The organism is Bradyrhizobium algeriense (genome assembly GCF_003062295.1).
Taxonomy (GTDB): domain Bacteria; phylum Pseudomonadota; class Alphaproteobacteria; order Rhizobiales; family Xanthobacteraceae; genus Bradyrhizobium; species Bradyrhizobium algeriense.
In genome coordinates, this window is the sequence record NZ_PYCN01000011.1 from 140,976 (window position 1) to 167,304 (window position 26,329).

Below are 26,329 nucleotides of genomic sequence, written 5' to 3' on the forward strand. Positions count from 1 at the left end.
GGTTCTCTCCGCGAGCACTGTGCTTGCGGAGAGAACCCCTCACCCAAGCGAGTTTGTGGCTAGCGCCGGTGATGCCCTCTCCCACAAGGGGAGAGGGCGCAGCAACAGGCGCCGGTGAAGAAAGATTTCGGGAGAGAGAGTTCAAACATGCCGATTAATTACGAACAGCTCATGGCCCTGAAAAATCTCGGCCAGAAATACGCCTATACCGACCGCGAGGTGATGCTCTACGCCTACGGCATCGGCATGGGCGCCGATCCCATGGATGAGAAAGAATTGGCTTACGTCAACGAAGGCACGCTTACGCCGCGTCCCCTCAAGGTCGTGCCGACCTTCGCCTCGGTGGCGGCATGGGGCGCCGGTCCTGGCGAGATGAATCTCAACCGCGTGATGGTGGTCGACGGCGAGCGCGACATCACGTTCCACAAGCCGCTGCCGGGCGCGGCCAAGATCACGGCCGACTCGACCGTGCTCGACGTGTTCGACAAGGGCAAGGACAAGGGCGCCGTCATCCGGCACCAGACCGTGCTGAAGGATGAGAACGGCGAGAAGCTCGCCACCCTGGTTGCTTCGCGTTTTGCGCGCGGCGACGGCGGTTTTGGCGGGCCGTCCGAAGGCCAGCCCGAGCCGCACAAGGTGCCGAGCAGGACTCCGGACAAGATCGTCGACATCACGACGCGACCGGATCAGGCGCTGGTCTATCGCCTCTGCGGCGACCGCAATCCGCTGCACTCGGATCCCGAGTTTGCGAAGAAGGCCGGCTTTCCGCGGCCGATCCTGCACGGCATGTGCACCTACGGCATCACCTGCCGCGGCGTGCTGCAGACCTATGCCGACTACGATCCGTCCGCCTTCAAGCAGCACGTCGCGCGCTTTTCGTCGCCGGTGTTTCCCGGCGAGACCGTGACGATCGAGTTGTGGAAGGACGGCAATGTCGTCTCGTTCGAAGCGAAGGTGAAGGCGAGAGGCGTCACGGTCATCAAGAGCGGCAAGACGGTGCTGGGGTGATATTCCCGTCATTCCGGGGCGATGCGTAGCATCGAACGCGGAATCTCGAGATTCCGGGTCTGGTCCTTCGGACCATCCCGGAATGACGGCAACTAACTGGGAGAAACACCATGGGACTACTCGACGGCAAGGTCGCCATCATCACCGGCGCAGGCGGCGGGCTCGGTGAGGCCTACGCTAAGTTGTTCGCGCGCGAGGGCGCGGCGGTCGTGGTCAACGACCTCGGCGGTCCCCGCGACGGTTCCGGCGCCGACGTGTCGATGGCGCAGAAGGTGGTCAACGCGATCAAGGAAGAGGGCGGCCGTGCCGTCGCCAACGGATCCGACATCTCGACCGTCGCAGGCGGACAATCCGTGTTCGAGGAGGCCATCAAGAATTTCGGCCGCGCTGACATTCTGGTGAATAACGCCGGCATCCTCCTCGACGAGACATTTGCAAAAGCCAAGGAAGCCAACTGGGACAGGGTGATCAAGGTGCACCTCAAAGGCACCTTCTGCTGCACCCAGCCGGTGTTCAAATGGATGCGCGAGAACGGCGGCGGCGTCATCGTCAACACGTCCTCGACCTCGGGCCTGATCGGCAATTTCGGCCAGACCAATTACGGCGCCGCCAAGGGCGGTATCTGGGGACTGTCGAACGTGCTGGCCATTGAAGGCCGCAAATACAACATCCGGATCTGGACGCTGGCCCCGGGCGCACTGACCCGCATGACCGCAGACCTGCCGCGCTATAAGGAGAACCCCGGCGCCGCGCTGGGCCCGGACGGCATCGCGCCGGCCGTGCTATACATGGTCAGCGATTTGTCGGGCGACCAGACCGGCAAGGTGCTCGGCGTTTCCGGCCCGCGCGGTGTGCGGGAGATGCGGATGATGGAAATGGAGGGCTGGACGCCGCCGTTTACGGGGTGGAAGGCTGAGGATATCGTTACCCACGCCAAGGACATCTTCTTCTCCGAGGAGGATATCAAGAAGTCGGCGCGGCGATTCAAGTAAATGTAGATGTCATTCCGGGGCATGCGAAGCATGAACCCGGAATCTCGAGATTCCCCGGTGCGCAATTGCGCACCTGAGGTCTGGTGCTGGCGCACCATCCCGGAATGACCAAAGAGGATAGACGCACAAATGACCAAACTCACCGCCCAGGCCGCCGGCACCTTCGCCATCGCGCCGACCCCGTTCCACGATGACGGCCGCATCGACGAGAAATCCATCGATCGGCTGACCGACTTCTACGCCGAAGTCGGCTGCGACGGCGTCACCGTGCTCGGCATTCTGGGCGAGGCACCGAAGCTCGACGCGGCTGAGGCCGAACAGGTCGCGGTTCGCTTCGTTAAGCGCGCCAAGAACATGCAGATCATCGTCGGCGTCTCGGCGCCGGGATTTGCCAGCATGCGCTCGCTGGCAAAGGCCTCAATGGACGCCGGCGCCGCTGGCGTGATGATCGCGCCGCCGCCGAACTTGCGCACTGACGACCAGATCACGGGCTATTTCAAGCAGGCGCAGGAAGCGATCGGCGACGAGATCCCCTGGGTGCTGCAGGACTATCCGCTGACGCTCAACGTCATTTTCACGCCGGCCGTGATCCGCAAGATCGTGATGGACTCGCCGTCCTGCGTGATGCTTAAGCATGAGGACTGGCCCGGCCTGGAGAAGATCTCCACGCTGCGCGGCTATCAGAAAGACGGCTCGCTGCGGCCGTTGTCAATTCTGGTCGGCAATGGCGGGCTGTTCCTCGATTTCGAAATGGAGCGCGGCGCCGACGGCGCCATGACCGGTTACGCTTTCCCGGAATTGCTGATCGACGCCGTAAAACTGTCGAAGGCCGGCAAGCGCGATGCCGCGCACGACCTGTTCGACGCCCATCTGCCGCTGATCCGCTACGAGCAGCAGCCGGGCGCAGGCTTGGCTGTGCGCAAATACGTGCTGCAGAAGCGCGGCATCATCTCGTCCAGCGCGCAGCGCAAGCCCGGCGCGACGATTACGGCAACCGCAAAGGCCGAGGTTGATTATCTGTTGTCACGGGTGGCGCGCGTCGACCGCCGCGCCAATCTGCAACCGCAATCCAGCGCGGCAGGCTAGTCTAATGGCCGAAGCCGTCGCCCCGCGTCCCGCATCCACCATCCTGCTGCTGCGCGACAGCGCTGCCGCCAAGGAGGTCGAGGTCTTCATGATGGTTCGCCATTATGAGATCGACTTCAATTCCGGAGCGTTGGTGTTCCCCGGCGGCAGCGTCGACAAGGGCGACAAGGAGATCATCGCGACACCGGCCCTGTATTCCGGCGGCGAGGGGCTCGACGAGGCCACGCTAAGCTTCCGCATCGCCGCGATCCGCGAAACCTTTGAGGAGAGCGGTATCCTGTTGGCGCGGCCGAAGGGGTCTAAGGCGCTGGTCGATGCCAAGCGCGCGAGCGAAATCGAGGCGGCGCATCGCGCTGAACTCTGCGACAGCAAGATCACTTTCCTGAAGGTGCTGACCGATAACGGCATGGTGCTGGCGCTCGATGAACTCGTGCCCTATGCGCACTGGATCACACCCCAAGGTATGCCCAAGCGGTTCGACACCTGGTTTTTCCTCGCCGCCGCACCGCCGGAACAGGTCGGCGCCCATGACGGCAAGGAATCCACCGATTCGATCTGGGTCTCACCGCGCGAGGCGCTGGAGGGCGGCGAGAGCGGTCGCTTCAAGCTGCCGTTCCCCACCACGCGCAACCTGATCAAGCTCGGCAAGCACGCGAGCGTAAAGGCGGCGCTCGACGACTCCAGAGGTAAAGCCGTCGTCACCGTGACGCCTGTCATGACCCGGAACAATGGCGGCCGCCAGCTCCGGATTCCCCTCGAAGCCGGTTACGACGGCGAGGTGTTCGAGGTCGGCTCGGTCGGCTGACGCGTCCGTCGCGCGCGAAGCCCCCGCCGTGGGCGAAAGCTGCATCCACACTTCGGTGCATAACGAAGTATCAACGGGCGTCCGGCTGTAGTGTCCGTCCCGGAATTGATCGAGACCGGGAAAAGACGGACATGGACGATAGCCATCCCAAGCGCGCCAGCGCGGCGACCGAACTGGCGCTGCTGTTTGCACTCGCGACGCTGTGGGGGGCGTCCTACACCTTCATCCGGATCGGCGTTGCGACCATCCCGCCGATCACCCTGATCGCGTGCCGCACGCTGATTGCCGGATTGCTGTTGCTGGCCATCATGCGCTGGCGCGGCGTGAGAATGCCCGTCGATGCCACGACCTGGCGGCGCTTCCTGTTCCAGACCTGCCTCAACAGCGTCATCCCCTGGACGATGGTTGCCTGGGGATCGCGGACGCTGGATGCGGGGGTGGCAACCATCCTCAACTCCACGGCGCCGATATTCACGTTTTTCCTGACGCTCGCCATCACGCGCCATGAGGCGGTGACGTCACGTAAGCTGCTCGGCGTCCTCGCCGGGATGGCCGGCATCTGCCTGATCGTCGGGATGCAGGCGCTGGCCGGCTTCGGCGAGGAGCTGACGGCCCAGCTCGCGATGGTACTTGCCGCCATCGCTTACGCCGGCGCCGCCATCCTCGGCCGGGGGTTCAGGGATCTCGACCCGATTGTGCCCGCGGCGGGATCGTTGCTGTGCGGCGCGGCGATCCTGATTCCCGTGAGCCTGGTACTGGAGCGGCCGTGGACGCTGCAGCCGTCGGCCGGTTCGATGCTGGCGCTGGCAGCGCTCGCGGTGTTTTCCACCGCGCTCGCCTTCGTGATCTATTTCCGCCTGATCCGGACCCTGGGATCGGTCGGCACCACGGCGCAGGCCTATCTGCGCGTGCCGATCGGCGTCGCGGTGGGCGTGGTTTTCCTCGGCGAGCAGTTGAGTTCGACCGCCTGGATCGGGCTTGCCTGTGTCGTCGTCGGCGTCGCCGCGATGACAATTCCGGCGCGGAAGACGAGACCGGTCGGGGAGGCTGCCTGAACGGGCTTCACGTCAGGAAGGCGTCGACCTGCGCCTGGTCCTGGTCGTAGACCCAGCATTCGGACAGCAGTCCGTCGTGCACGGCATAGACCAGAAGGCGCTCGACGTCGGCCGTCCTGCCGTCGCGCTCGAAACGCTCGCGGACCAGCAGCGCGCCGCGGTCGGGTCCGGCCATGACGTCGATGATAGCGAGCAGCCGGCGATTGGTGCGCCTTGTGACCTCGGCGAGGATGCCGAGCGCGCCGACCTTGCCGGCGTGGTCGCCGGCCAGCGGGTTCCGACCGAAATAGTGCAGCGTGAAGTCGTCATGATAACAGGCGGCAAGCGCTGCACGGTCGCCAGCGAGCCATGCGCTCGCGTAGCGGCTGACGACCAGTCGTGTACGCTCGATCGCGGCCTGGTGCTCGATCTCACACCGGTTATTTGCCATCGTTGTCCATCTCAGGGGATCATTGCCATCCCTGACAGTAGGTCCGCCTGGCAATCCGGGCTTTCAAGAACTGGCTATGCGCGCAATGACGGCAGCGAAACTGATCGGGTGGGGCGCACGGGTGCTGTATCTGGGTCCGGCCTTCGGGCTGGCGCCGCACCGGAATGCGACCGCCGTCCTTGCCGTCGGCCTCGATGCGCCGCTCGAAGTCGCTGACGATCCGGCGGATCGCACGGCGCATTATCGCGCAGCCCGCAGCGTGCTGATCCTGCCCAACAGCCTGCACCATTTGCGCATCGAACGGGGCCGGATGGCATTCCTCTATGTCGATCCGTTGGGGCGCGACCTCAAGGCGCTGATCGCGCGGATGACGAATGCAACGCCGCGGGCTGCCTTCGACCTCAGGGAAGAGTCCGGCGTGATCGAAATCATGACCGGTCTGGCCGAAAGCCGGATCGCGCCGCAGGATGGACGCGCATTGCTCGGCGAACTGCTGGGTGTGGGGACGCGCGGGAAAACCAGCGCGCGCATCGCCGCAGCCCTACGGCATATGCGGGATGAACCGCAGCACGCCCACCGGCTGACGACCCTGGCGGCGCGGGCGAGCCTGTCGCCATCGCGGTTTTTGCACCTGTTCAAGGCGGAGACCGGGGTGCCGCTGCGGCGCTACCGTATCTGGAACCGGATGGGCGCGGCGCTTCGCGCCAGCGGCGAGGGCGCCTCGCTTACGGAAGCGGCCCACGCCGCCGGCTTTGCCAGCTCGGCGCATTTTTCCAGCGCATTTCGCGACATGTTCGGCATGATGCCGTCGGATCTGGCGAGGGCGCTGAGGCCGGGGGCGATCCAGGTGTGAGCGGGCTGTGACCGGGCTGCGGTCCGTTTGGCCCTGAGGAAGCCGGGCTGTATACCGCCATTAACCACCGGCCGGCATGTTCCCCACGGCCCGAAATACATCGTATATTGCGCCCGACAGGAGCCCGGCCCGACCAACATGACCGCCGAAACGCCGCCGAATTCGCTGCCGCCGCGATCGTTCTCGCTTTCGATCGGCCAACTGACATTCGGCAGTTTCATGCTGGTGCTGGCGGTGATCATCATCACCTCGACCGCCAGCGTCATCGCCATCCGCCACATCGATTCGACCTTTGCCGAGCTGCAGCGGCTGCAGAGCGTCGGCGACCTTGCCGAGGACATCGACCGCCGCATGAACGAATTGCGGCTCGCCGCGCGGGATTTCGTCACCGACCCCGGCAACCAGTCGCTCCAGGTCGGCGAGGCCGCGATCTCGCTCGGCGAAGTCCTGAAGAAGACGCGGCTGGAACTCGCTCCCGAGCAGCAGGACATGATCGACGGCGTCACTGAGCGCCTGGCGACCTACCGCATCGGGATCGAGCGGATTTCCGCGCTGATCAACCGCCGTGCCGAATTGATCGTCGCCTTGCCGCCGTTGCGCGAGAAATTCGATGCCGCGATTGCCGAGGCGCTCGATCCCGCGATCGCATCGGCATTGCTTCTGAGCCAGAGCCGGATCACCTCGGCGCTGCTGGCGAATAACCCGTCGGCGGCCGAACAAGCGGCGCAAAACATGCGCTCCATGACGATCGCGGATCCGAACCTGCGCGCGGTAGTCGACGATTATGCGCAGGCGATCGCCAGCATATCGAAGCGCGAAGGGCAGATATCTGACATCGACAAGGAAGTGCTGGGCGAGGAGGGCCGCCTGATTCAGCGTGTGACGGAATTGCTGCGCGAGGTCAGTGACCGGCGGGGTCGCGTCCTCTCGCGTGATTTTGCCAGGACGCTGGCGGAAGCGAAGTGGCAGAGCATCGTGCTTGGCACCGCCGGCGTGCTGATCGGGATATTCGCGTCATTGCTGGTGGTTCGCCGCACCGTGCGTCCGCTAGGCGCGATCGCAACCTCGATCCGCGCGGTGGCCGGCGGCGAAAAGAACGCCTCGATCCCGGCGACCGACGTGGACAACGAGATCGGTGACATTGCCCGCGCGGCCGAAGTATTCCGGCAAACGCTGGTCGACGCAGACGCGGCGCGCGAGGCGGCGGTGCGCGCGCTCGCCGAACAGCGGCTTGCCGAGGAAAGTTACCGCAAGCTGTTCGAGTCCTCGGTCGACGGAATTTACGTCACGACGCCCGGCGGCACTCTGCTGAACGCCAACCCGGCACTGGCGCGGATGATGGGCTATGCCACGCCGCAGGATCTGATCAACGGCATCGGCGACATCGCGGGTACGGTCTATGTCCATCCCGAGGCGCGGGCGGAATACGAGCGGCTGATGCAGCGCGACGGCATGGTCCGTGAGTATGAGTACCAGGTTCAGACGCGCAACGGCTCGGTGCTGTGGCTCTCCGACAGCGCGAGCGCCGTACACAACGAGGCCGGCGTCATCGTCCGCTACGAGGGAACGGTGCGCGACATCACCGACCAGAAGCGCGCCGAGGATGCGATCGCCGAAGGCCGCCGCTTGCTGCAGATGGTGATCGACACCGTGCCCGCGGTCATCAACGTCAAGGACAAGGAGCTCCGCTACGTCCTGATGAACCGCTATATGGCCGGCATTTTCGGGGTCGAGCCGGGGGATGCGATCGGCCGCACCACCGCTGACCTGATGTCGCGCTATGGCGCCGAAAAGACCGACGAGCCTGACAAGCGGGTGTTGGCGGTCGGCAAGGAACTCGGCTTCTACGAGGAGGAATACAGGGATGCGTCCGGCCATATGCGGCAATGGCTGGTCAACAAGCTGCCGATCCTCGATGCGGCCGGCGAGATCGAGAACATCGTGACCGTTGCGCTCGACATCGGCGAGCGCAAGCGCGTCGAATCCGAGATGCGCAAGGCCAAGGATGCGGCGGAGGGCGCGTTGCGCAATCTGCGGGAGACGCAGAATTCGCTGATCGAAGCTGAAAAACTCGCCGCCTTGGGACGGCTGGTGGCCGGCGTTGCCCACGAGGTCAACAACCCCGTCGGCATCAGCCTGACGGTTGCGTCGGCGCTGGAGCGCAAGACGTCGAACTTTACGGCCGAGGTCGCCCGCGGCGAACTGCGGCGCTCCAGCCTGAACGATTTTCTCGAGACCAGCCGCGATGCGTCATCGCAGCTGGTCGCCAACCTCAACCGCGCCGCCGAGCTGATCCAGTCGTTCAAGCAGGTCGCCGCCGACCGCAACTATTCCGACCAGCGCTCTTTCGACCTCGGCGATCTCACCGAGCAGGTGGTGATGAGCCTGCGGCCCGGCCTGCGCAAACACAATCTGACGCTCAATGTCGAGTGCCAGCCCAACCTGATGATGAACAGCTATCCTGGGCCCTACGGACAGGTGCTCACCAACCTGTTCCTCAATTCGGTGGCGCATGCGTTCCCGGACGGAAAGCCCGGCACGGTCGATATCCAGGTGCGGGAGTCCGGCAAGGACAATGTCGAGATCATCTTTTCGGATAACGGCATCGGCATGAGCCTCGACGTCCGCCGCCGCGCCTTCGATCCGTTTTTCACCACGCGTCGCGATCAGGGCGGCACCGGGCTCGGCCTGCACATCGTCTACAGCATTGTGACGACGCGGCTCGGTGGCCGGCTTGATCTCGACTCGCAGCCGGGCGGCGGCACGCGCATTCAGATGATCCTGCCGCGCACCGCGCCGCTGGAACAGGCAGCGGAATAGGGAACTGCTAGTTGATGTCAGCCAGCTTGTGCAGCGTGGCGCCGAAGATCTGGCTCGCTTTGCCGACCAGCGCGGTTCCATTCATGCTGCCGCGGGTGTCGGTGAAAGTTCCGGATACGCCGATGCCGACGGGATTAGGTCCGCCGAACAGCGGGTTGTCATTGTCGCGCGGGGTAGTGTGGCGCTGCACCAGGACCTCGCCCTTGAAGGTATCGCCCTTGACGGTGTAGCTGCCGGTATAAAACAGATAGGCGTCGCCGCCGAGGATCTGGCCGTCCCGGAACAGAATGACGCCGCTGCCCTTGCCGATGCGCCCATCCAGCAGGGTGACGTGGATCGAATAGAGCCCGTTCTTCATGACGTCCCAGATGCCGGCCGCCGCGCCCACGGAAGCCGGTCAAGGAGTTATGCCAAAGTGCGGCATGCACCGTCAACGCGTCAGGTTGCCTGCCAATTCCCCCGTACAGGAAGCAAACGCTAAGCGTACCACTCCAACGTGATGCGAGGGTGATGGACGATGGGCCGAATCAAGTTGGCCCGCGAAATGCATAGTTCAGTATGGCACCGGCCGGCGGGTGCTGGAGCAAGAAAAACAGGTGACCAACTGGATCAATTCCGGCGGCCACGTGCCGCACCCATACATCGGGAACAGCAACCGTGAAACTACGGGCCGTCATCGCGCGGGCCGCTGGAAAAAGTGGATGATGATCGGCAGCGTGTTGATGTTGCCGCTCGCCGCCGATCGCGGCGAGGCCCGCGATCCCGACGGGCGCTATGCCAACTCACCGCTGAAGCAATGGTTCGACAGTCTGAGAAGCGGCAAGGGGCCGTGTTGCTCCGATGCCGATGGATATGCGCTGAGCGATGTCGATTGGGAGTCCGGCAACGGGCATTACCGCGTGCGGATCGACGGCGAATGGCACGAGGTGCCTGACGACGCCGTGATCACCGAACCGAATCGCGTCGGCCGAACCATGGTCTGGCCGATGCGTGGTTATCAAGGATTGAGCATCCGCTGCTTCATGCCGGGCAGCATGACCTGAGCAACTATCAATCCTCATCTCAGGAATAAGCGCTCTTGCGCTTATTCCTGAGGAGCCGCGCCAGCGGCGTCTGGAATGATGCAGGCCCCGCTTGTGGCCTCATGGTTCGCACGGCGATGCGCAGCGTCGTCCGGAGACGCGCGTGCCGCGCTCCTCACCATGAGGATCAAGCGACGCTCACGCGTATTTCTTGTCGCGCTCCAGCAGCTCGATCGAAATGCCCTGCGGCCCGCGGATGAAGCAGATGCGTACGCCGGGCCGGATGGTGGTCGGCTCCTTCGTGAACTCGACGCCCTTGGCCTTGATCTCGGCGGCGACCGCGTCGATGTCCTTTACCGTCAGGCCGAAATGGTCGAGACCCTGATAGGGCGTCATCGGCGGGGTGTTGACGCCGTCGCCGGCGGCGACGGGTGCGATGAACACATTGGCGCCGCCGAGCTTGACGTCGATCCGCCCGGGACCACGGATGATCTCGCCGCCCAGGATGTCTTCCAGCCAGGCCGCTGTGGTCTCGGGATCGGGACTGCGCAAATGGACATGATCCCATGTGACGGTCGGCATTTCGGTCTCCTCATTATTGTTGTGCGGCATTGTTGTTGCGGCGCTCGAGGCCGGTTGCGGCGCGGCCAATGTAGCCGCCGCGCATCCGCAATTCCATCCCGGTTGGGCCGCCGCCGCAATATTGTCGAGGTGGCATGAAACCATTTCTGCTCTGGGTGATTGTTGACGGGCGGCGGGATCCGTACAGCGGCGGTCGTGACAGAAGCCGTACGGGGAAACGCCCGTAGGGCTTTTTTCGTGCGCGGCACGGCAATCGCCGGCGCTGCCGGGTGAGGGCGCGGCTATGAGAATCGCCGGGTGGTCGTTCGGGAAGTCCGAAGCACGGCTCGCCGTGCTACCGGCCATCGCCATCGCGGGCTGCGCCATATGGTTGATGCTCCCGCAAGCAAGCGATGCCGAGGGGCATGCCACCGCAAACCCGCCTGAAGTCACCCGCGTCACGGAAGATACATCCCGCAACGATGACACGGCCGGGACCCAGGCGACCCTGTCGAGCCCGGCGCCGACCGATGCCAACCCGGCTGCCGCGCCTCTCGACATCGCGCCGCCGGAAACGGTGGAGCCCGCCACGTCGCCGCTCGACGGCCTGAAAATTATTTCGCAGTCGTGGCGAAGGGGCGGACTGGGCTCGAAAGCGCTGGTGACCTTCACGCTCCGCAACGCCAATGACTACGCGGTGAGGGATATCGAAATCGCCTGCAGTTTCGCCCGCCGGGACGGCAGCCACCTGACCGACCGCAGGCGTATCATTCCCGATACCGTGAACATGAAGAGCCGGAAGCGCTACGCCGGCATGCTGGTCGGGTTCGTCAACGTCAACGCAAATAAGGCGAAATGTTCAGTGGTTACAGCCAGCCGTATTTAACCCTGTGCGAATCAAACGCGCGCTCCCGCACCCGAAAATGTGATCGCCGCCTTTGAACCTTGTCGGTGGGGTAGGAACTAACTGGTGTATCGCCCGTTAGGCGATTGAACCGCGCGGTGCTCGCGCGGGGGGAGCGAGATCGATGCCCGTAGCGCGTTATTTCCTGTTTGTCGGCGGAGTGCTGCTCGCGCTGTTGTTGGCGATCGATGCACTCGTCCCGCAGCAGGCCGTCGTGGCCAGCCAGACCGCTCCTTCGGTCGACAAGACCGTGGTTCGCATTCGTTCCGACCAGAAGCCGCCGGAGCGGGTGGTTTATGACACCAGCCTTCCGACCATTGTTCCACCGACTGTGACGGCCCGGGTCGTTGCGCCGTCGGTGCCTGCCTCGGCCGATGCCACCGCCCAGGCCCGCGCGCGGGAGACGTTTGCCCAGTTCGTGCCCCCGGAGGCGAAGAAGCCCGAGCCGCAGGTTCAGCGCAAGCGCAAGATCGCCAAGAGCCGTCAGGCGCCGCCGATGCAGTTCGCGCAGCCGCCGCAAATGCGGGTCGCGCAGCAGTCGCATTTCGGCTTCTTCGGCGGTTCGAACTGGAACAGCACCTGGTAGGGTGCCCCGCCTGATTTAGTTAGCGCGGCAGCTTCGGAATCTTATCCGCAAAACCGTTGTAGCAGGTCAGCCGCTCGTCTTCCTCCTTGAGGAAGCGGCAGTCATTGACGCCCTTCGCTGCCGGCGCCTTCGGCTTGGGCTGCGGCGCATAAACGGCGTCGTAGCAATTCAGCCGTTCCTTGGTCGCATCGTCGATGTCCTGGCAGGCCTGCAACTTCTGGGCGACCGATAGGGGCTTTTCCTTCTTGCCCGCAGCAGCTTTCTGCGACCCGACCACAACCAGCGGTTTGCCGCCAATGGTCGGAGGATTGGCGGGGGCGGTCCCCTGAGCCAGCGCCGCCGCCGGATACAGGATCGCCAGCGTCAGGATGATCTTTCTCATGTGAAATGTCCGAATAGCCGCAAGCCGAACGAGCGCGCCTGGAGAGACCAGAAACTCCCGAGCCCTCGGAATCGAAGTCCCGCCGCGCGCCTGCGTTCTCTAGCATCATCCCCGAGCGTCTGTCTAACTTGTTGATTTAATAGCCATTCAATTGCGCCTGCGGCGGCCCGGAGGGCCGGACCTTGCTTGACGTCTCGTTGCCCCGGACCGCTCCGGCTTGTGGTCGACACACCCCATCGCCAGCTTTGTAGTCTAGTGGGCACTCCCTTGGGCGGTCGCGTGGGCGGCGCCGGAGCATTTCGCTGGCCCGCAGAGGGAGAGCATCAATGTCTGATCCGCAACGTCGGGAGTTTCTGGCCGCCGCAGGCATTGCCTCGCTGGCAGCGCTGGGCGGAGCGCAGCCGGCCGCCGGCGGCGATCCGAGCTTCATGAACAATGTTCCGGACCCAACGCTCGCGGGCAAGGATCTGCCGACCTTCAAATTCGCGCTGGAGAAGTCGGACGGCAAGGTCATCGGCAACAGTTACGGCAAGGAGGCGACGGTTGCGCAATTGCCGATCTCCAAGGGGATCGCCGGCGTCTCGATGCGGCTTGAGCCCGGCGCGATGCGCGAGCTGCATTGGCACGCCACCGCGGCGGAATGGGCGTTCGTTCTCGAGGGCCGCGTCCGCACCACCGTCGTTGACCCAGGTGGCCTCGCCGAGACCAACGATTTCGATCCCGGCGACGTCTGGTACTTCCCTCGCGGCCATGGCCACATGCTGCAATGCCTTGGCGACAAGCCCTGTCACTTTATCCTGATCTTCGACAACGGCTACTTCTCCGAATTCGGCACCTTCAGCATCACCGATTGGGTCGGACATACGCCGCCGGCGCTGCTGGCGAAGAATTTCGGCCTGCCCGAAGCAGCGTTCGCAACGTTTCCGAAGGAGGAAGTGTATTTTGCGCGCGGCAATCTGCCGCCTGCCGAGCCGTCGAAGCCGCTGCAGGGCTGGAAGCTGCCGCCGCAGACCCACAAATACCGCCTGCTGGCGCAGCCGCCGCATGCGACCTATCGGGGCGGCCGCGAGTGGCGCGTCGATTCCTTGAGCTTCCCGATTGCGAAGACGATCACGGGCGTCGTACTCGATCTCGATCCCGGCGCGCTGCGGACGCTGCACTGGCATCCGAACGCCGACGAGTGGCAGTACGTCGTCGAGGGTGAGGTGAGTGTCACTCTGTTCGGCTCGCACGGGCGCTACCGGGTCGAGCGATTGCAGAAGGGCGACGTCGGCTACATCCCGCAAGGCTATGGTCATTCGATCGAGAATGTCGGCAGCGGACCCGCGCGCATCCTGATCGGATTCAATGCCGGCATCTACGAGACCATCGACCTGTCGCAATGGATCGCGGCAAATCCAAAGGATGTGCTCGCCACGAATTTCGGCCAGCCGGCGGAAGTGTTCGGAAAATTCCCGGATCGCGACGTGTTCATCGCCGGCAAGGATGGCGCCCGATAGGAGAGGGCCGCCAAGCCTGGATTAACAAGCGTGCATTAAAACGTCGACTGATCTATCTCGTGGCGCAATTGCGTCCGTGTGCTGTCGCGCCGATCTAGCGCAGGCGGTAGGCGTCAAATGCGTGAGCCAGGAATATGCCGATGCTGACGAAGATAAGGAATGCCGTCACGACCTCGGTCATAGCCTTCCTCCCTGTATTGTCATGCCGAGAAGGGCACGCTTGAGGAACTCGCGGTAGATGAGGTTGAGGACCGATACAAACATGATCTAACCCCGTGGTTTGATGGATAACACCGTAGGGGGCCTTTGTTTCCGGAGGACTTCGCGGCGGATCGAAATGGTTTCGTTGCGCCGCCCGCGGATCACGGAATCGCGACGGAACTGGAACTGCCGATGTTCATCGTCCGCCCTTTTCTCGCCATCCTAGTTCAGGAGACCTGCGAGACGCGCTTTGCGAAAGCCGTGTTCCCAAAGGTCCGATGTGAACGTCCGACATTTGCTGCAAAACGAGACTTCTGCGTCCCGCCGCGCGTTCCTGCGCGGGATTGCGTCCTCAGCCAGCGTGCTCGCGCTCGGCGGTTGCGCCAGCTTGGGCGCGACGGGCGCGCGTTACGATGCTGCGTCGCTCTCGGCGGAGCCGACATTGCTCGTCGCAACCACGCGCAAGCCGGTGAACGGCGGGCGGACGAAACCCTGGTTCGGGACGGAGCGCGCGACAAGGATGACCGTCGGCAGGGCGAAGCTGGTGCCGCCTGACGAGAGCCGCTTCTCGCTCGCCGCAGCCGGTATTGGCGATTGGCGTCTCGATGGGGTCGAGCCGGTGTCGGGAGAGGTCAGCGATCTTCTGGCCAGCGGCGGAGGCGACGTCCTGATTTACGTGCACGGTTTCAAGCAGACATTTGAGACAGCGGCGCTCGATGCCGCACATCTCGCCGATGGCATCAAATTCCGCGGCCAGACGATGGTCTTCTCCTGGCCGTCCAAGGCGGGATTGTTCGACTACGCCTATGACCGTGAGAGCGCGATGTGGTCGCGCGATGGCTTCGAACGCGTGCTCCAATCCGCCGTCACTGCTCCCGGCGTCGGCCGCGTTCACATCGTCGCGCACAGTATGGGCACCATGCTGACACTCGAAAGCCTGCGCCAGCTCTATGCGCGAAATGGCGACAGCGTTACGGACAAGATCGGGGCCGTGGTGTTTGCCTCACCTGACATCGATATGGACGTGTTCTCGTCGGCGGTTGTCCGCATCGGTCTGCTCGGCCGCAAGATCACCGTCGTCGCCGCGACGAACGACCGCGCTCTGGCGCTGTCGGGACGACTGGCTGGCGGGATGACACGGGTCGGCGCCGCCGAGAAGGCCGCCATCGAGCAACTCGGGGTGCGCGTCATCGATGCCTCCGAGGCCGGCTGGGGCATCATCAACCACGATTTGTTCCTGTCCAATGCGGAGGTGCGGCGGGTGATACGCCGCTCGATTGATACCTCAGCCGCGTAAAGCGGGCGCTCATACGCTGTCTTCGACGCGTTAGCGAGCGGTTAACCAGCCGCGCAGCGCGTCGGAACCGGCAGAGCATCGATTTTAAGGGTTTTGCGGCACCGTCAACGAGGTTAGGTCCTTGTTGGCTGCCTCATGAACAATATTGCGAAGTTATTTCGGATCGATGTCGAAAATCACGAGTTGATGGGCGCGCAGCTCGCGGCGTTTTCGCGGCAGGTGCCGTTGCTCTATTTCATCCTGAGCGTGAATTCGATTGCATTGGCGTTTACCCATTTCGGCATCGCGCCCTCAAGCCTGACCGTTGCGTTTCCCGGCTTTCTGGTCGGGGCTTGCGCGATCCGTTGCCTGATCTGGCTGCGGCGTCGTGGCCGTCGCTCCTCGCAGAGCAGGCGAAAACGGAAAACCACAGATTCGTCGTCGGCGTGCTCGATCTCGACGGCTTCAAGGCGGTCAACGATCTCTACGGACACGGGGTCGGCGATCGGGTGTTGAAGGAAACCGGTCAGCGCCTGCTGGAGCTTTCCGATGACACGCAATTCATCGCGCGTCTCGGTGGCGACGAGTTCGGAATCATCGTCGATGCGGGCCTCGATCCCGAGGCCGTTCTTGCGGTCGGCTCAAAAGTCTGCTCCGCCTTCGACGCGCCGTTTTCCGTCGCCGGGATCGTCGCCAAGATCGGCGGCTCGGTCGGATTTGCACTTGCGCCGGATGCCGGCACGACAGCGGAACTGCTCTACGAGCGCGCCGACTACGCGCTCTACCACGCCAAGGCGAGATACCGTGGCCAGCCGGTGATCTTCTCCAGGGAGCATGAAGTCGAAATCCGCAAGCTCAGCACCATTGAGCACACGTTGCGGCGGATCGATCTCGACGCGGAACTGTCGTTACACTTTCAGCCGATCGTCAATGTCGGGACGGCGCGGCTGGTCGGCTTCGAAGCGCTCGCGCGATGGCATAATCCCGAGCTCGGCGATGTCGCTCCTGACGTCTTCATTTCGGTCGCGGAGCGCACTGAACTGATCGGGACGATCACACAGGTCCTGTTGCGCAAGGCGCTGGCCGCAGCCCACTCCTGGCCGGAGGATATCTTCCTGTCCTTCAATCTGTCGATGCGCGACCTGATCTCGCAAGTCACCATCCTGCAGACCGTGGCTCTCATCGAAGGCAGCGGCATCGATCCCCGCCGCATCATCATCGAGGTCACCGAGACGGCGTTGATGCAGGATTACGAGCGGGTGCAGGATTCGCTCAGGATTCTGCGATCGATGGGATTGAAGGTGGCGCTGGACGATTTCGGATCGGGGCAATCCAGCCTGAGCTATGTCCATCAATTGTCGCTGGACAAGATCAAGATCGACCGGGGCTTCATTCGCAATATCGCGACGCAGGACAACGCCCGCAACATCGTCAAGACGGTGATCGACCTTTGCCGCAACCTGAAATTCGACTGCGTGGTCGAAGGTGTGGAAACGGCCGAGCAGGTCGAGATCATCGGCCGTCTCGGTTGCTCGACGATGCAAGGCTATTTCTTTGCGAAGCCGATGCCGCAGGGTGAGGTCGAGAGCTTCATCGCTAGCTACCGCATGTCGGATCATCCGCGACTCGCCGCCGCGGCCGGGTGAGATTTGATCGACACCTGGTGTCGTAGCGCCGTTGCCGCACAGTGCAGCGGAATCGCACCGCAACATGATGGCGACAACCTGTCATTGATCGCGCGGGCCGTCGCAATGTCACCACGCTGTCACCCTTAATGTCGCCAAATTGACGGAACATTTATTCGTGGCCGGCACGAAGGTGCCCGGTCTCGCCTCGAACTGCTCAACGCTTGAACTGCTCAACGTGCGCAACGCCGACCGGTTGTCGGCGCGCGACGCTTTGCGGATAGGTCGTGGAGATACAGGGCGGCGCCGGGCGCTTGCCGGCGATCCGAATTATTCAGTTGATACAGAGGAATAAGAATCATGCGTCAAGCAACATCGAAGGCCACGGCAGGTTCGAGCGCGAACCGCCGACAGGTGCTGTCACTCGCGGCGGGCATAGCCTTGCTCGCGGGCGTCACCACGGCTCACGCGCAGAGCACGGGTATTGCCGCCTGTGACGACTTCCTGACCAAGTACGACGCCTGCGTCGTCTCCAAGGTTCCTGAGGCACAGCGCGCGATGTACAAGACGCAGATCGACCAGACGCGCAAGGCGTGGGTCGACATGGCGAAGAATCCGTCGGCGAAGGCGACCATGGAATCGACCTGCAAGCAGACGCTGGATGCGACGAAGGCCTCACTCACGGCGTATGGCTGCTCGTTCTGATCGGCGTGCGCCGCTGAAAAGGAATGGTGCCGAGTAGGCGCCATTCCTTGACGGCGGCGGGCGAGACGGGGGGCGACGATACCGGCGAGGCGCTCTTCCGGAACTTTGGCCGAAACGACGTGTGCACCGCCGGCACGCGATTCACGATCAAGCGGCGCGTCGTCAAGGTGCGGTCTGCAAACTTCTCTTTATGCCATTAACCACTTGTTAACCATAACGCCCCAGCATTGCCCCTCTAGAGAGTCGCCACGGGCTTTTGGTCCGAGGCGCGATTGATCGTTCATCTTGGGGGCGGGCTGAGGCTCGCGGGGCTCCAAGGAGTAACGTCATGTCGTCACCTGGCGTACGACACCAGGCAAGTCTGCTTTCCGAATTCGTCCTGGCGATTTTCGGCGCGCTTGGTTTGGGTCTCCCGATTGCGGTTGCGATCATCTGGATTTGTTCCTGATTGGCATGCCCGCTGGTTTTTTAACGGCGCTCGGCTGTGAGGGGCGCGGTGGGCTGCGGCCGATGAAAGGGCCACAGTCTCCTCGGACCGCATCTCAGATTGCAGATGCGATCAGTCCGACCCTCATATCCTTGGCGAGATACACGCATGCGTCGTCGGCAAACACGCTGCCGTCAGCAATGCCAATAGCCAGATTGCCACGCCTTACGAGGCGCATGTTGACTTCGTAGCGCACGCGCTTGACGTCTGGCGTTATATGCCCCCGGAACTTGACCTCGCCGACACCGACGGCGCGGCCCTTGCCCGGCGAGCCCGACCAGCCAAGCCAATAGCCGACGATCTGCCACATGGCGTCCAGACCCAGACATCCCGGCATCACCGGGTCGCCGGGAAAGTGGCAGTCGAAAAACCAGAGGCTAGGGGTTACATCCAGTTCGCCGATGACATGGCCCTTGCCGAATTCGCCGCCGTCCAGGCTGATCTCGGTGATACGGTCCATCATCAGCATGGGCGGCGCCGGCAGCTGGGCATTGCCCGGGCCGAAATAACCGCCTTCGCTCGATCTGAGCAGATCTTCCTTGGTGTAGGACGATTGCGGCGCGTGAAAGTCGCGAGGGTTGGACAAGACAAACTCCTTCGGCGTTTGGCTGGCGCTAGCTCGGCGTCAGGCGACTTTGTCGCGTTCGTTTTTTCCGATGCCGGCGCCAGCCGTCAGGCGCAGGGCTCCGGCTATGAAGGCCCAAATTTCATCCGTGAGTTTCTCCGGATCGGGTCGCGCTTCGCTGATCAGGGCCCCGATCAGGGCCTGGCGAATTCCGCCGATCATGAGCGCGCTTGAGGGTCACCGGGGCGGAGCCTTCGCCTTCAGCCCGATCTCGACTGCCTCTCGCGCCAGCCTTTCTGCTCTAAGGCGTTTGTGGTTTGCATGGAATTCTGGCTCGGCTTGGCTGTCCGATATCGTCTGCCTCGACGAAAGTGGGTGGAGAGCCCGTCGCTCGAGTTCGTCCGCAACCTGTTGCTCGGCAGACCGCTTCGGCTTGATCATTTGCTTTTTCCCTTCAGCCCGAGTTCGACCAGGCGGGGCATTGGCTAATATGTCAGGGGTAGCACTCGTTGCAAAATCGCGCCGAGGCAAATGAGCACCACGAGCAACTTGAGCAGATTTGCTAGTTTGCTGTCGGTGGCGAACTTGTCGATGGCCCAAAAGCAGATTGCGCCGACGACGACGATAATTAAAACCCCTATCAAAACTGAAATCATGTCGCCCTCGTTGTGCTGCTGAACTTCATTTCCTCTTCGCCTTGAAGGCTTTGGTTTTTGGGGGCGGTGGCCCCGCAGCCTCCCTTACGAGCCGCTCTGCCTTCAGACGCTCGCGGTTATTAGAGAATGCCTTCTGCACGATCTCGTGCTCAGTCATTGCGTTCTTGGCATCGACTTGGCGAAATGCCTTACGCGCATCGCGCTCGGCTTTGGTGGGCGGCTTTGTCATTTCTTCGCTTTCATCCTCAGCTCCGCTAAGGCAACGCGCGTCACTGCATCAGGCTGGCTCATCTCGACTTCGGCGGATCAGTCGCACTAGCTCAATTCTGCCGCACTGTTCGCAGCGATATTGAACTAAGTCGCTGCCTGAGGATTCAGGGGTAGAGCTCGAAATCTTCATCGTTACCTTACATACTATGCAGGTAAGGAGATCGACCAGCGGGCTCTTATCGTCGTTCGCATTGTTCACTTCGCCTTCAATCCGAGCTCGACCAGCCGGCGGATGACTCAGGTGGCGTCCGTGACCTTCCCCTTACCGTCGCAGGACTTGCACTTGACGGGATAGATTTTACGACCTGGCTGCACTGGTTGCATCACGACAGGGTAGCCCGTTCCAGTGCAGGCCGGGCAGGTGTGCTCTTTGATCTTTGGTGTCATATCGAACCTTTCATGGCCTGATTGGCGGCCCTGCGCGGAACAGTGAAATCGCCTACGGCCTCTGCAAAACGACCCAGATCAGGAAAACCAGGGCACCAATAATCCAAAGAAGGGCCTTGGGATCTTGGGTCCACTTCCAGTCCTTCATTTCGCTTTGGCCTTCAGCCCCAGCTGTATAAGCCTACGGTGCGAAACTAGAACCCCGCCGCAACCGGGAGGAAGCTGACGTGGTGCGGACGGAGCGCGGTTTTGGGTGATGGTCAACAGCATAAAGAGGTTTCGGATTCGCGCGTTGCTCAGTATGGACCTCAGACCGCGTATAGCAGGACAGCAGTCACTGCAAAAAGCATGACGGTCTTCCAGACGATAGGCCGAGGAGTGAATGCCATTAGGTTCAAGTGACTGGGCAACGAATCGTTCCTGCCGGCGGCAACGAAGCGAGTCTAGCTCACAGGCTTAAGTTGCTCAAAAAGGCTGAGAGATCCGACCGTAACGGTGGCGAGACCAGCAAGCGTCCAAGCCAAAGGAGAGCCTGCCGCAATCGTTCCGGCAACGACCCAGATCCCGCAAGCAGTTATTCCAACAGAGATTAGATACGCGACAGCGGTTTCCATTTCGGTCCCTCCAAGTATGGGCCGAGAACTGCTCATTTAGGTGGTTAAAAATCGAGAGATACAAGCCGCTCATGAACGGAGGAATCGCTTTCGATTTGTTGCGCTCTGCGGAGCAATTCGTCCCGCCGGACTCCAGGCGGCGTGCCGCGAGCTTCCTTGCGCAGACGTTCTACGCGAGCGTATGGCGCCTGATCAAAGCTATATACTTGATTGAGAGAAGCTTGGTCCATGGAGCCGCACCATTGAGTTAGAGGAAGGCTCGCGCGGTCCCGTTACGCCGGGCTTGTGTTGTACAACATCGCCGCGACGATGAGCAGCACAAGAAAAATCGGCAGCAACACTGGTGGTACCAGCCACTCCCGAAAATTGATTGAAGAGGACTTTGACATTTGACCGCCTTAGTTGAGGCGGGAGCACAAACGCTCTCAGTCACCGATAACAGCCTAGGGGCGGGCGGCGATTAGTCTCTGTAGGCCCTTCCGGCCCAAATAGCGAGAAAACAATTCTCACTTCCGCTTTGGCGTTGACCTGTCTACCCGCACATCGCGGAATTCCTCCGGTCCCTTGAGGAGCCGGCGCTTCCTCGTCGTCAAGTTGATCGTCCCGGCCGAGGTTATGGCGGCCGTTGCATACATGGCCGCGGCCACGGATCCGACACGCGCATCTCTCGAACTTCTGGCGCTCGAACCACGCATGGCGAATTGAGGAGGCGAGCTCGCCGGTTCAAACCCGGCGGGCTTTCGCGTTTCCGAGAATAAAAAATGAAACAACCGTGTTGCGTCCATGGTTGCGCGGACGGTGCGGTACTAGACGGGAAAGTCTGATATTAAAGGGTTTTCAAAGGCACAAAGCGCAACACGGATTTTCATAAAAGAACAAACGCAAAGCGCAAAAATTTCTTTGATATCAAGCAGAAGCATTGGCGCGCTCGGAGAGATTCGAACTCCCGACCCTCGGAATCGAAATCCGATGCTCTATCCAGCTGAGCTACGAGCGCCTGCGGTCTGCCGATTATCAGACTTGGCCCGGCAGGGCCAGCGGCGGAATGTCAGTAACAGGGATACCGCCGGCGGTCCTGGCCGATATAGGCGGCGGCGCCCTGGCGGCAGAGGACGGTAGAGGGACCGTCGTAATAGGCGAAGGTGCCGGGCTGCAGGCCGGGGCCGTAATTGTGCAAGTAGCTGATCGGGTAGGGCAGCCCCCAATTCTGCAGGTGGTGCCGATTATGGCGGGCGTCGGCCAGACCTGGGGCCAGGGTCGCGGTGGCGAGGAGGGCGGCGGCAACGAAAAACTTCGCTTTGGTCATTTCGATTCTCCGGAAGTTTCACCAGAAACAGGTGCGAATTCGAGCTGAGCGGATAGCCGTTGGTATGAAGAAAAGCGCGTCAAAACAATATGATAGACGCTGAACCTCTGATTCGATCGGAGCCTGTATTCCCTGACATTTTGGCTGATCTGATTTCGCATTCTAGGAGAAGCGGGTAGAAAAGCTGCGAAAAAGCCACCCTAACGCGCCCATTTTTGGCCTCAAGGGATGCTTAACGAATTCCCAACACAGTCCGGCCAAAGTTTTGCTGTCCGGTCCTGACTCTACGGGCCGACTTATCCCGCGTCTGACAAAGGCTATCCGGTTCCCGATCGACCCATGCGCATCACGCCCCTTGCCCTGCTGTCCCTCTCGGTTCTGGTCGCGACGCCAGCGCGCGCCGACCTGCATATTAGGCGCGATCACGGCGGATATGTCGAGGAGTACAAGGCCAAGTACAAGCGCATCCGCGACCGCAAGGAGCGCGTCATCATCGACGGCATCTGCAACTCGGCCTGCACGCTGGTGTTCGGCATCGTGCCGATGAATAAGATCTGCGTGACCCCGAAGGCGAGCCTCGGTTTCCACCAGGCCTATTACGACAAGGCGTTCACCTTCGGCATGAAGGTCACGAGTTTGGAAGGGACGTCGGACCTGATGTCCTATTACCCGGACACCGTGAAAGACTGGATCCGCCGCAATGGCGGGCTCACCACCGAGATGAAGAAGATCAAGAACGGCGGCGAGTTGTGGAAGATCGTCGATGCCTGCCCGGAAGAGTGGTGATCGCGGCGAGTTCCGCGCCCTGGATTAGTCTTTGGATTAGTCTTTCCGGTTGGCTTCTCCGTCCGCGATCAGCAACACCGACACTTTTGATTTGCTGAGAATCGCGGCGGCTACGCCGCCAAAGTTCAGCGCATCCCCCTTCATCCGATCGACCCCCAATACGACGAGGTCGGCGCCGCTGGTCTCGATCTCCTGCAAGATGGCCTCTTCAGGAGCCGCATTCGCACGCAGCGTCGTTCTGACATCGACATCATAGCGGGCCGCTGCCGTGGCGGCGTCTTTCAAAATACCTTCCTCGCGCGCGAGTGACATGCTGGCGCCGCGCCGGCGCGTGCCTTTGTCCCTCGTCGTGGACACATAAACCACCCTGAGTGGACAGGGGCTCGAGCGCGCCAGCGCGCCTGCGACCTCCGCACCGCGTCGCGATACGGCACTTCCGGAAACCGGAACCAGTATCCTGAACTCCGCACTCGCGGGTTGCTTGAGGTGGACGCCCTTTGCCGCAACGAGAGCAACAGGCCCCTTGAAGCCCGAGGCGACGTCTTCGACTTGCTTGTCGAAGCCGTCTTTGCCCAAGACATTCTCCATTCCGACAACGAGAAGATCGAATCCCTTTCGCGCCTCCTCCTCCACGGCATCGGCGGCCTTTTGAGCCCGGGCACGCGTCGTTATCTCGACGTCGCCCACGCTCTCTTGGTCGGCCTCTGCGATTTTCGTGGCGGCTTCTCTTACGACCGCTTCGTGGCTCTCTTCATCCTGGCGCGTTCCTTCCTGTTGCTTTGCACGGGCACCTACATGAAGAACCGTAATTGGCAGGCCACGCGTTCCTGCGAGCAGGCCCGCGACACGAGAGGCAAATTTCGCATTCGCGCCTTCATCCACGGCGAGCAACAGGCGCTCGAGATTGGCGACAAAATCCTTTTGCTCGAACTCCTCGCGCTCAAGGCGCGCCTTTTCATCCTTCCCGAGCGGAAGACGGGAAAGCGCGCCGCGAAGCATCGGCGGCATCGCCATGGTGGTGAGGATCGCCATCGTCACGATCATCGAGAACAGGTTTTGGCTAAGGACTCCCATGGAAAGACCGATGGTGGCGATGATGACTTCGGTCGAGCCGCGCGCATTCATTCCGCTTGCCAGCGCGTAGGATTCCCTTGGCGTGAGCCCACCAAGCGCTCCGCCCGCAAACGCGCCGCCGAATTTTCCGAGGCTGGCGATGAGCACCAGCGCGCCCGTCAGCATGAGCAGACCAGGATCCCGAAGCACGGTCAGGTCCGTGCTCAGGCCGGCCATACCGAAAAACACTGGCATGAACAGACCCGTGATCAAGCCGCGCAAGCGCTCGTCGATCTGCCGCGTCAGGATCGGCGATTCGCCGACCAGGATGCCGGCGACGAACGCGCCGAGCACGGTGTGAACCCCGATCAGGTGCGTCATCATCGCCATCGTGCTCATCAGGAGCAGGATGACGGTGATCACCGCGGCTGAGCTCACCAGATAATCGTTGGTCCAGCGAATCAGACGGAATACCAGCCGTCGACCGACAGTGAAGCTGATGGCCAGGAAGAGAAGGGTACCAAGCACGGCCTGACCGACGGAAGAAACATCGAGCGTGCCGTGCGATGCCAGACTGAAGATCATGGCGATGATGATCCAGCCGATGGTGTCGTCGATGATGGCTGTGGCAACAATGATCTGGCCGACATTCCGCCGCATGAAGTTCATTTCGCGCACGACCACCGCGACGATTTTTACCGACGAGATCGAGAGCGCGGTACCGAGAAACAGCGAGGCCACGAGGCGGGCTTCGGGATGCGGAAGCAGGCTCTGCGGCAGAACCTGGCCGAGCGAGAAGCCGCAGATGAATGGGACCACGATCCCCGCAATCGATACCGAGGCAGCCGCACGGCCTACCTTGCGCACCAACTTGAGATCCGTTTCCATCCCCGTCAGCAGCAACAGCAGCAGGATGCCGAACTGCGCTATGCCCTCGATCAGCGCTTTCTGTTCGGGCGAGGGGGGAAAGATCGCCGCGTGCGCGGCGGGCCAGACCCATCCGAACAGGGAAGGGCCAAGCAACAGGCCGCCCAACAGTTCGCCGATCACGGATGGCTGGCCGATCCGCTGCATGATTTCGCCGAGCCCGCGTCCAACCGCCACCAGGAGTGCGATCTGGGCAAGCAGCAGGAATTCGGACGGATGGGCTGATTTTTCTCCCTCGGCGCTGGCGATGGTTGTCATCAGCAGGAATGCAGCGAGCGCCCACAAGGTTCGCGACCGGCACCATCTGATTGCCATCGCTTAATTCCCCAAAATCCGCGAACCGGAAGTTTGGATTCCGTGCCTTCCCGGGGTCAATTGCCTTCATGCCGATTGGTTTCAAGCGGCTAATGGACCTTTGGCATGAGGGGCAGTGCCGATCGCTGTATCGAACGCGAATCCGGCCGCGCGGCGTTGGCAGCTGAACGAATGTCTGGCGCCTGGATCGCGGCCGGGGTGGTTGCGCTCGGCAGCCCGGCGCGATCAGTCCTTGCCGCATGGCATATGATCGGGCAACAGGGGCGCAAATGACTGGCGACTTCGAAAAAATGGCCGCGCGCGCGGCGCCGGCGATTTTCGTCGTGCTCTGGAGCACGGGCTTCATCGGCACCAAATATGTGCTGAACAATGCCGAGCCACTGACCTATCTCGCGATCCGCATGGCCTGCGTCGTGGGGCTGATGGCGATCATCGTGGCGATCGCGCGGCCACGCTGGCCGGATCGCGTCGGCATCGCGCACAGCGCCGTCGCCGGCATTCTGGTGCATGGAATCTATCTCGGCGGCACGGCGATCGCGATCGCGCATTCGATTCCGGCGGGGCTCTCGGCATTGATCCCAGGGCTGCAGCCGATCCTTACCTCGACGCTTGCAAGCCGCTGGCTCGGCGAACGCGTCACGCCACTGCAATGGGGCGGATTGCTGCTCGGGCTCGCCGGCGTCGTGCTGATCCTGCACGACCGGCCGATGAGCGGCGAGGCGGGTTGGGGATGGCTCGCCTCGGCCATATCGCTGGTCAGCATCACCTTGGGCACGCTCTACCAGCGCCGCTACTGCAGCACGATCGACTGGCGTTCCGGCAATCTCGTGCAATACGTCGCGGTGACGATTTTCTTCGGCCTCGGCGCATGGCTGTTCGAGACCAATGTGGTGCACTGGACCACCGAGTTCATCCTGGCGCTGACCTGGCTTGCCGTGGTGTTGTCGATCGGGTCGATCGGACTCTTGTACTGGCTGATCCGCCGCTCGGCCGCAACGTCGGTGGCGAGCCTGTTCTATCTGGTCCCGGCCGTGACGTCGCTGATGGCGTATGTGCTGTTCGGCGAGAAGCTCGACGCGGTTTCGATTGTCGGCATGATCGCCTGTGCTGCCGCGGTGCTGGTGGTCAACCGCCGTTCAGTTTGAAGTAGAGC

The 26,329-nt window shown here is 62.3% G+C and carries 27 protein-coding genes and 1 tRNA gene; 16 read left to right on the forward strand and 12 right to left on the reverse strand.

All coding sequences use genetic code 11. The features are described from left to right. Positions 1 to 147 precede the first annotated feature (147 nt). From C7G61_RS21900 to C7G61_RS21920, 5 genes are all read left to right on the forward strand, one after another. Positions 148 to 1,008, forward strand: a complete 861-nt coding sequence (locus C7G61_RS21900) for a MaoC/PaaZ C-terminal domain-containing protein (RefSeq protein WP_108518237.1) — start codon at positions 148 to 150, stop codon at positions 1,006 to 1,008. Between the two features lie 110 nt (positions 1,009 to 1,118). Next, positions 1,119 to 2,000 (forward strand): SDR family oxidoreductase, encoded by an 882-nt coding sequence (locus C7G61_RS21905; RefSeq protein WP_108518240.1) that lies wholly within the window; start codon positions 1,119 to 1,121, stop codon positions 1,998 to 2,000. A gap of 129 nt (positions 2,001 to 2,129) precedes the next feature. Continuing rightward, entirely contained in the window at positions 2,130 to 3,086 is a 957-nt protein-coding gene (locus tag C7G61_RS21910) for a dihydrodipicolinate synthase family protein (RefSeq protein WP_108518242.1), read from the forward strand. Positions 3,087 to 3,090: 4 nt separating this feature from the next. Next, positions 3,091 to 3,891 carry an NUDIX hydrolase gene (locus C7G61_RS21915; protein ID WP_108518245.1) on the forward strand — a complete coding sequence of 267 codons (801 nt, stop codon included), beginning with the start codon at positions 3,091 to 3,093 and terminating at the stop codon, positions 3,889 to 3,891. Positions 3,892 to 4,022: 131 nt separating this feature from the next. Continuing rightward, the gene (locus C7G61_RS21920; RefSeq protein ID WP_108518247.1) at positions 4,023 to 4,946 is read left to right on the forward strand and encodes a DMT family transporter; all 924 of its coding nucleotides are present in this window, start codon (positions 4,023 to 4,025) and stop codon (positions 4,944 to 4,946) included. A gap of 7 nt (positions 4,947 to 4,953) precedes the next feature. Here C7G61_RS21920 and C7G61_RS21925 read toward each other — a convergent pair whose 3' ends face one another. Next, on the reverse strand, positions 4,954 to 5,376 hold the full coding sequence (locus tag C7G61_RS21925; protein WP_108518250.1) for a nuclear transport factor 2 family protein: 423 nt from the start codon (positions 5,374 to 5,376) through the stop codon (positions 4,954 to 4,956). Positions 5,377 to 5,461: 85 nt separating this feature from the next. On the opposite strand from C7G61_RS21925, the gene C7G61_RS21930 reads away from it, so the two are divergent. Both C7G61_RS21930 and C7G61_RS21935 read left to right on the forward strand, forming a co-directional pair. Next, a complete protein-coding gene (locus tag C7G61_RS21930; protein ID WP_244608403.1) occupies positions 5,462 to 6,229 on the forward strand; it encodes a helix-turn-helix domain-containing protein in 768 nt (255 codons plus the stop codon). A gap of 138 nt (positions 6,230 to 6,367) precedes the next feature. After that, complete coding sequence (locus C7G61_RS21935; RefSeq protein WP_108518254.1) at positions 6,368 to 9,049, forward strand: PAS domain S-box protein; 2,682 nt, start codon at positions 6,368 to 6,370, stop codon at positions 9,047 to 9,049. Positions 9,050 to 9,056: 7 nt separating this feature from the next. On the opposite strand, the gene C7G61_RS21940 is transcribed toward C7G61_RS21935, so the two are convergent. Next, a complete protein-coding gene (locus C7G61_RS21940) occupies positions 9,057 to 9,407 on the reverse strand; it encodes a GrlR family regulatory protein (RefSeq protein ID WP_025590730.1) in 351 nt (116 codons plus the stop codon). Positions 9,408 to 9,645: 238 nt separating this feature from the next. Here C7G61_RS21940 and C7G61_RS21945 point away from each other — a divergent pair, with 238 nt between their 5' ends. Then, a complete protein-coding gene (locus C7G61_RS21945) occupies positions 9,646 to 10,092 on the forward strand; it encodes a hypothetical protein (protein WP_420836783.1) in 447 nt (148 codons plus the stop codon). A 177-nt stretch (positions 10,093 to 10,269) separates the two neighbouring features. On the opposite strand, the gene C7G61_RS21950 is transcribed toward C7G61_RS21945, so the two are convergent. Together C7G61_RS21950 and C7G61_RS47045 are read right to left on the reverse strand one after the other, a co-directional pair. Beyond that, a complete protein-coding gene (locus C7G61_RS21950; protein ID WP_108518256.1) occupies positions 10,270 to 10,653 on the reverse strand; it encodes a VOC family protein in 384 nt (127 codons plus the stop codon). A gap of 13 nt (positions 10,654 to 10,666) precedes the next feature. After that, a complete protein-coding gene (locus C7G61_RS47045; protein ID WP_274542285.1) occupies positions 10,667 to 10,789 on the reverse strand; it encodes a hypothetical protein in 123 nt (40 codons plus the stop codon). 195 nt (positions 10,790 to 10,984) lie between these two features. On the opposite strand from C7G61_RS47045, the gene C7G61_RS44760 reads away from it, so the two are divergent. Both C7G61_RS44760 and C7G61_RS21960 read left to right on the forward strand, forming a co-directional pair. After that, positions 10,985 to 11,518 (forward strand): hypothetical protein, encoded by a 534-nt coding sequence (locus C7G61_RS44760; protein ID WP_190241913.1) that lies wholly within the window; start codon positions 10,985 to 10,987, stop codon positions 11,516 to 11,518. A gap of 142 nt (positions 11,519 to 11,660) precedes the next feature. Then, a complete protein-coding gene (locus tag C7G61_RS21960; RefSeq protein ID WP_108518258.1) occupies positions 11,661 to 12,122 on the forward strand; it encodes a hypothetical protein in 462 nt (153 codons plus the stop codon). Positions 12,123 to 12,141: 19 nt separating this feature from the next. Here the strand turns inward: C7G61_RS21960 and C7G61_RS21965 are convergent, their stop codons facing one another. Next, positions 12,142 to 12,504, reverse strand: a complete 363-nt coding sequence (locus C7G61_RS21965; protein ID WP_108518260.1) for a hypothetical protein — start codon at positions 12,502 to 12,504, stop codon at positions 12,142 to 12,144. A gap of 326 nt (positions 12,505 to 12,830) precedes the next feature. Here C7G61_RS21965 and C7G61_RS21970 point away from each other — a divergent pair, with 326 nt between their 5' ends. The 4 genes from C7G61_RS21970 to C7G61_RS21985 all read left to right on the forward strand — a co-directional run bounded on the left by C7G61_RS21970 (position 12,831) and on the right by C7G61_RS21985 (position 17,810). Continuing rightward, on the forward strand, positions 12,831 to 14,003 hold the full coding sequence (locus tag C7G61_RS21970; protein ID WP_108518262.1) for a cupin domain-containing protein: 1,173 nt from the start codon (positions 12,831 to 12,833) through the stop codon (positions 14,001 to 14,003). Positions 14,004 to 14,484: 481 nt separating this feature from the next. Next, positions 14,485 to 15,501 (forward strand): alpha/beta hydrolase, encoded by a 1,017-nt coding sequence (locus C7G61_RS21975; RefSeq protein ID WP_108518264.1) that lies wholly within the window; start codon positions 14,485 to 14,487, stop codon positions 15,499 to 15,501. Positions 15,502 to 15,845: 344 nt separating this feature from the next. Then, positions 15,846 to 17,126, forward strand: coding sequence for a putative bifunctional diguanylate cyclase/phosphodiesterase (locus C7G61_RS21980; protein ID WP_145963665.1), 1,281 nt, complete (start codon positions 15,846 to 15,848; stop codon positions 17,124 to 17,126). 339 nt (positions 17,127 to 17,465) lie between these two features. Further along, a complete protein-coding gene (locus tag C7G61_RS21985) occupies positions 17,466 to 17,810 on the forward strand; it encodes a hypothetical protein (RefSeq protein ID WP_108518269.1) in 345 nt (114 codons plus the stop codon). A 542-nt stretch (positions 17,811 to 18,352) separates the two neighbouring features. On the opposite strand, the gene fabA is transcribed toward C7G61_RS21985, so the two are convergent. From fabA to C7G61_RS22020, 6 genes are all read right to left on the reverse strand, one after another. Next, positions 18,353 to 18,883 (reverse strand): bifunctional 3-hydroxydecanoyl-ACP dehydratase/trans-2-decenoyl-ACP isomerase, encoded by a 531-nt coding sequence (gene fabA, locus C7G61_RS21990; RefSeq protein WP_108518271.1) that lies wholly within the window; start codon positions 18,881 to 18,883, stop codon positions 18,353 to 18,355. 39 nt (positions 18,884 to 18,922) lie between these two features. After that, positions 18,923 to 19,084, reverse strand: a complete 162-nt coding sequence (locus C7G61_RS44765) for a hypothetical protein (protein WP_190241914.1) — start codon at positions 19,082 to 19,084, stop codon at positions 18,923 to 18,925. Between the two features lie 263 nt (positions 19,085 to 19,347). Beyond that, positions 19,348 to 19,518 (reverse strand): hypothetical protein, encoded by a 171-nt coding sequence (locus C7G61_RS44770; protein WP_190241915.1) that lies wholly within the window; start codon positions 19,516 to 19,518, stop codon positions 19,348 to 19,350. Positions 19,519 to 19,543: 25 nt separating this feature from the next. Continuing rightward, entirely contained in the window at positions 19,544 to 19,747 is a 204-nt protein-coding gene (locus tag C7G61_RS22000) for a hypothetical protein (protein WP_108518276.1), read from the reverse strand. Between the two features lie 1,962 nt (positions 19,748 to 21,709). Further along, positions 21,710 to 21,786 (reverse strand) — tRNA-Arg (locus tag C7G61_RS22015). Between the two features lie 51 nt (positions 21,787 to 21,837). Continuing rightward, entirely contained in the window at positions 21,838 to 22,095 is a 258-nt protein-coding gene (locus tag C7G61_RS22020) for a hypothetical protein (protein ID WP_108518284.1), read from the reverse strand. A 339-nt stretch (positions 22,096 to 22,434) separates the two neighbouring features. Here C7G61_RS22020 and C7G61_RS22025 point away from each other — a divergent pair, with 339 nt between their 5' ends. Next, complete coding sequence (locus C7G61_RS22025; protein ID WP_108518287.1) at positions 22,435 to 22,881, forward strand: hypothetical protein; 447 nt, start codon at positions 22,435 to 22,437, stop codon at positions 22,879 to 22,881. Between the two features lie 36 nt (positions 22,882 to 22,917). On the opposite strand, the gene C7G61_RS22030 is transcribed toward C7G61_RS22025, so the two are convergent. Continuing rightward, positions 22,918 to 25,176, reverse strand: coding sequence for a cation:proton antiporter domain-containing protein (locus C7G61_RS22030; protein ID WP_108518289.1), 2,259 nt, complete (start codon positions 25,174 to 25,176; stop codon positions 22,918 to 22,920). A gap of 269 nt (positions 25,177 to 25,445) precedes the next feature. Between C7G61_RS22030 and C7G61_RS22035 the strand changes: the two genes are divergently transcribed. Next, positions 25,446 to 26,321 (forward strand): DMT family transporter, encoded by an 876-nt coding sequence (locus C7G61_RS22035; protein ID WP_108518290.1) that lies wholly within the window; start codon positions 25,446 to 25,448, stop codon positions 26,319 to 26,321. Positions 26,322 to 26,329 lie beyond the last annotated feature (8 nt).

What these genes read in the sequence shown, in the direction of transcription:
- C7G61_RS21910 (WP_108518242.1), top strand. Translation starts at nt 2,130, where the DNA reads ATGACCAAACTCACCGCCCAGGCCGCCGGCACCTTCGCCATCGCGCCG.
- C7G61_RS22030 (WP_108518289.1), bottom strand. Translation starts at nt 25,176, where the DNA reads ATGGCAATCAGATGGTGCCGGTCGCGAACCTTGTGGGCGCTCGCTGCA.
- C7G61_RS22035 (WP_108518290.1), top strand. Translation starts at nt 25,446, where the DNA reads ATGACTGGCGACTTCGAAAAAATGGCCGCGCGCGCGGCGCCGGCGATT.
- C7G61_RS21935 (WP_108518254.1), top strand. Translation starts at nt 6,368, where the DNA reads ATGACCGCCGAAACGCCGCCGAATTCGCTGCCGCCGCGATCGTTCTCG.
- C7G61_RS44770 (WP_190241915.1), bottom strand. Translation starts at nt 19,518, where the DNA reads ATGATTTCAGTTTTGATAGGGGTTTTAATTATCGTCGTCGTCGGCGCA.
- C7G61_RS21970 (WP_108518262.1), top strand. Translation starts at nt 12,831, where the DNA reads ATGTCTGATCCGCAACGTCGGGAGTTTCTGGCCGCCGCAGGCATTGCC.
- C7G61_RS22020 (WP_108518284.1), bottom strand. Translation starts at nt 22,095, where the DNA reads ATGACCAAAGCGAAGTTTTTCGTTGCCGCCGCCCTCCTCGCCACCGCG.
- C7G61_RS21920 (WP_108518247.1), top strand. Translation starts at nt 4,023, where the DNA reads ATGGACGATAGCCATCCCAAGCGCGCCAGCGCGGCGACCGAACTGGCG.
- C7G61_RS47045 (WP_274542285.1), bottom strand. Translation starts at nt 10,789, where the DNA reads ATGCCACCTCGACAATATTGCGGCGGCGGCCCAACCGGGATGGAATTG.
- C7G61_RS21925 (WP_108518250.1), bottom strand. Translation starts at nt 5,376, where the DNA reads ATGGCAAATAACCGGTGTGAGATCGAGCACCAGGCCGCGATCGAGCGT.
- C7G61_RS21940 (WP_025590730.1), bottom strand. Translation starts at nt 9,407, where the DNA reads ATGAAGAACGGGCTCTATTCGATCCACGTCACCCTGCTGGATGGGCGC.
- C7G61_RS22000 (WP_108518276.1), bottom strand. Translation starts at nt 19,747, where the DNA reads ATGACAAAGCCGCCCACCAAAGCCGAGCGCGATGCGCGTAAGGCATTT.
- C7G61_RS21950 (WP_108518256.1), bottom strand. Translation starts at nt 10,653, where the DNA reads ATGCCGACCGTCACATGGGATCATGTCCATTTGCGCAGTCCCGATCCC.
- C7G61_RS21905 (WP_108518240.1), top strand. Translation starts at nt 1,119, where the DNA reads ATGGGACTACTCGACGGCAAGGTCGCCATCATCACCGGCGCAGGCGGC.
- C7G61_RS21960 (WP_108518258.1), top strand. Translation starts at nt 11,661, where the DNA reads ATGCCCGTAGCGCGTTATTTCCTGTTTGTCGGCGGAGTGCTGCTCGCG.
- C7G61_RS44765 (WP_190241914.1), bottom strand. Translation starts at nt 19,084, where the DNA reads ATGATCGGCGGAATTCGCCAGGCCCTGATCGGGGCCCTGATCAGCGAA.
- C7G61_RS21965 (WP_108518260.1), bottom strand. Translation starts at nt 12,504, where the DNA reads ATGAGAAAGATCATCCTGACGCTGGCGATCCTGTATCCGGCGGCGGCG.
- C7G61_RS22025 (WP_108518287.1), top strand. Translation starts at nt 22,435, where the DNA reads ATGCGCATCACGCCCCTTGCCCTGCTGTCCCTCTCGGTTCTGGTCGCG.
- C7G61_RS21915 (WP_108518245.1), top strand. Translation starts at nt 3,091, where the DNA reads ATGGCCGAAGCCGTCGCCCCGCGTCCCGCATCCACCATCCTGCTGCTG.
- C7G61_RS21930 (WP_244608403.1), top strand. Translation starts at nt 5,462, where the DNA reads ATGACGGCAGCGAAACTGATCGGGTGGGGCGCACGGGTGCTGTATCTG.
- C7G61_RS21900 (WP_108518237.1), top strand. Translation starts at nt 148, where the DNA reads ATGCCGATTAATTACGAACAGCTCATGGCCCTGAAAAATCTCGGCCAG.
- C7G61_RS21985 (WP_108518269.1), top strand. Translation starts at nt 17,466, where the DNA reads ATGCGTCAAGCAACATCGAAGGCCACGGCAGGTTCGAGCGCGAACCGC.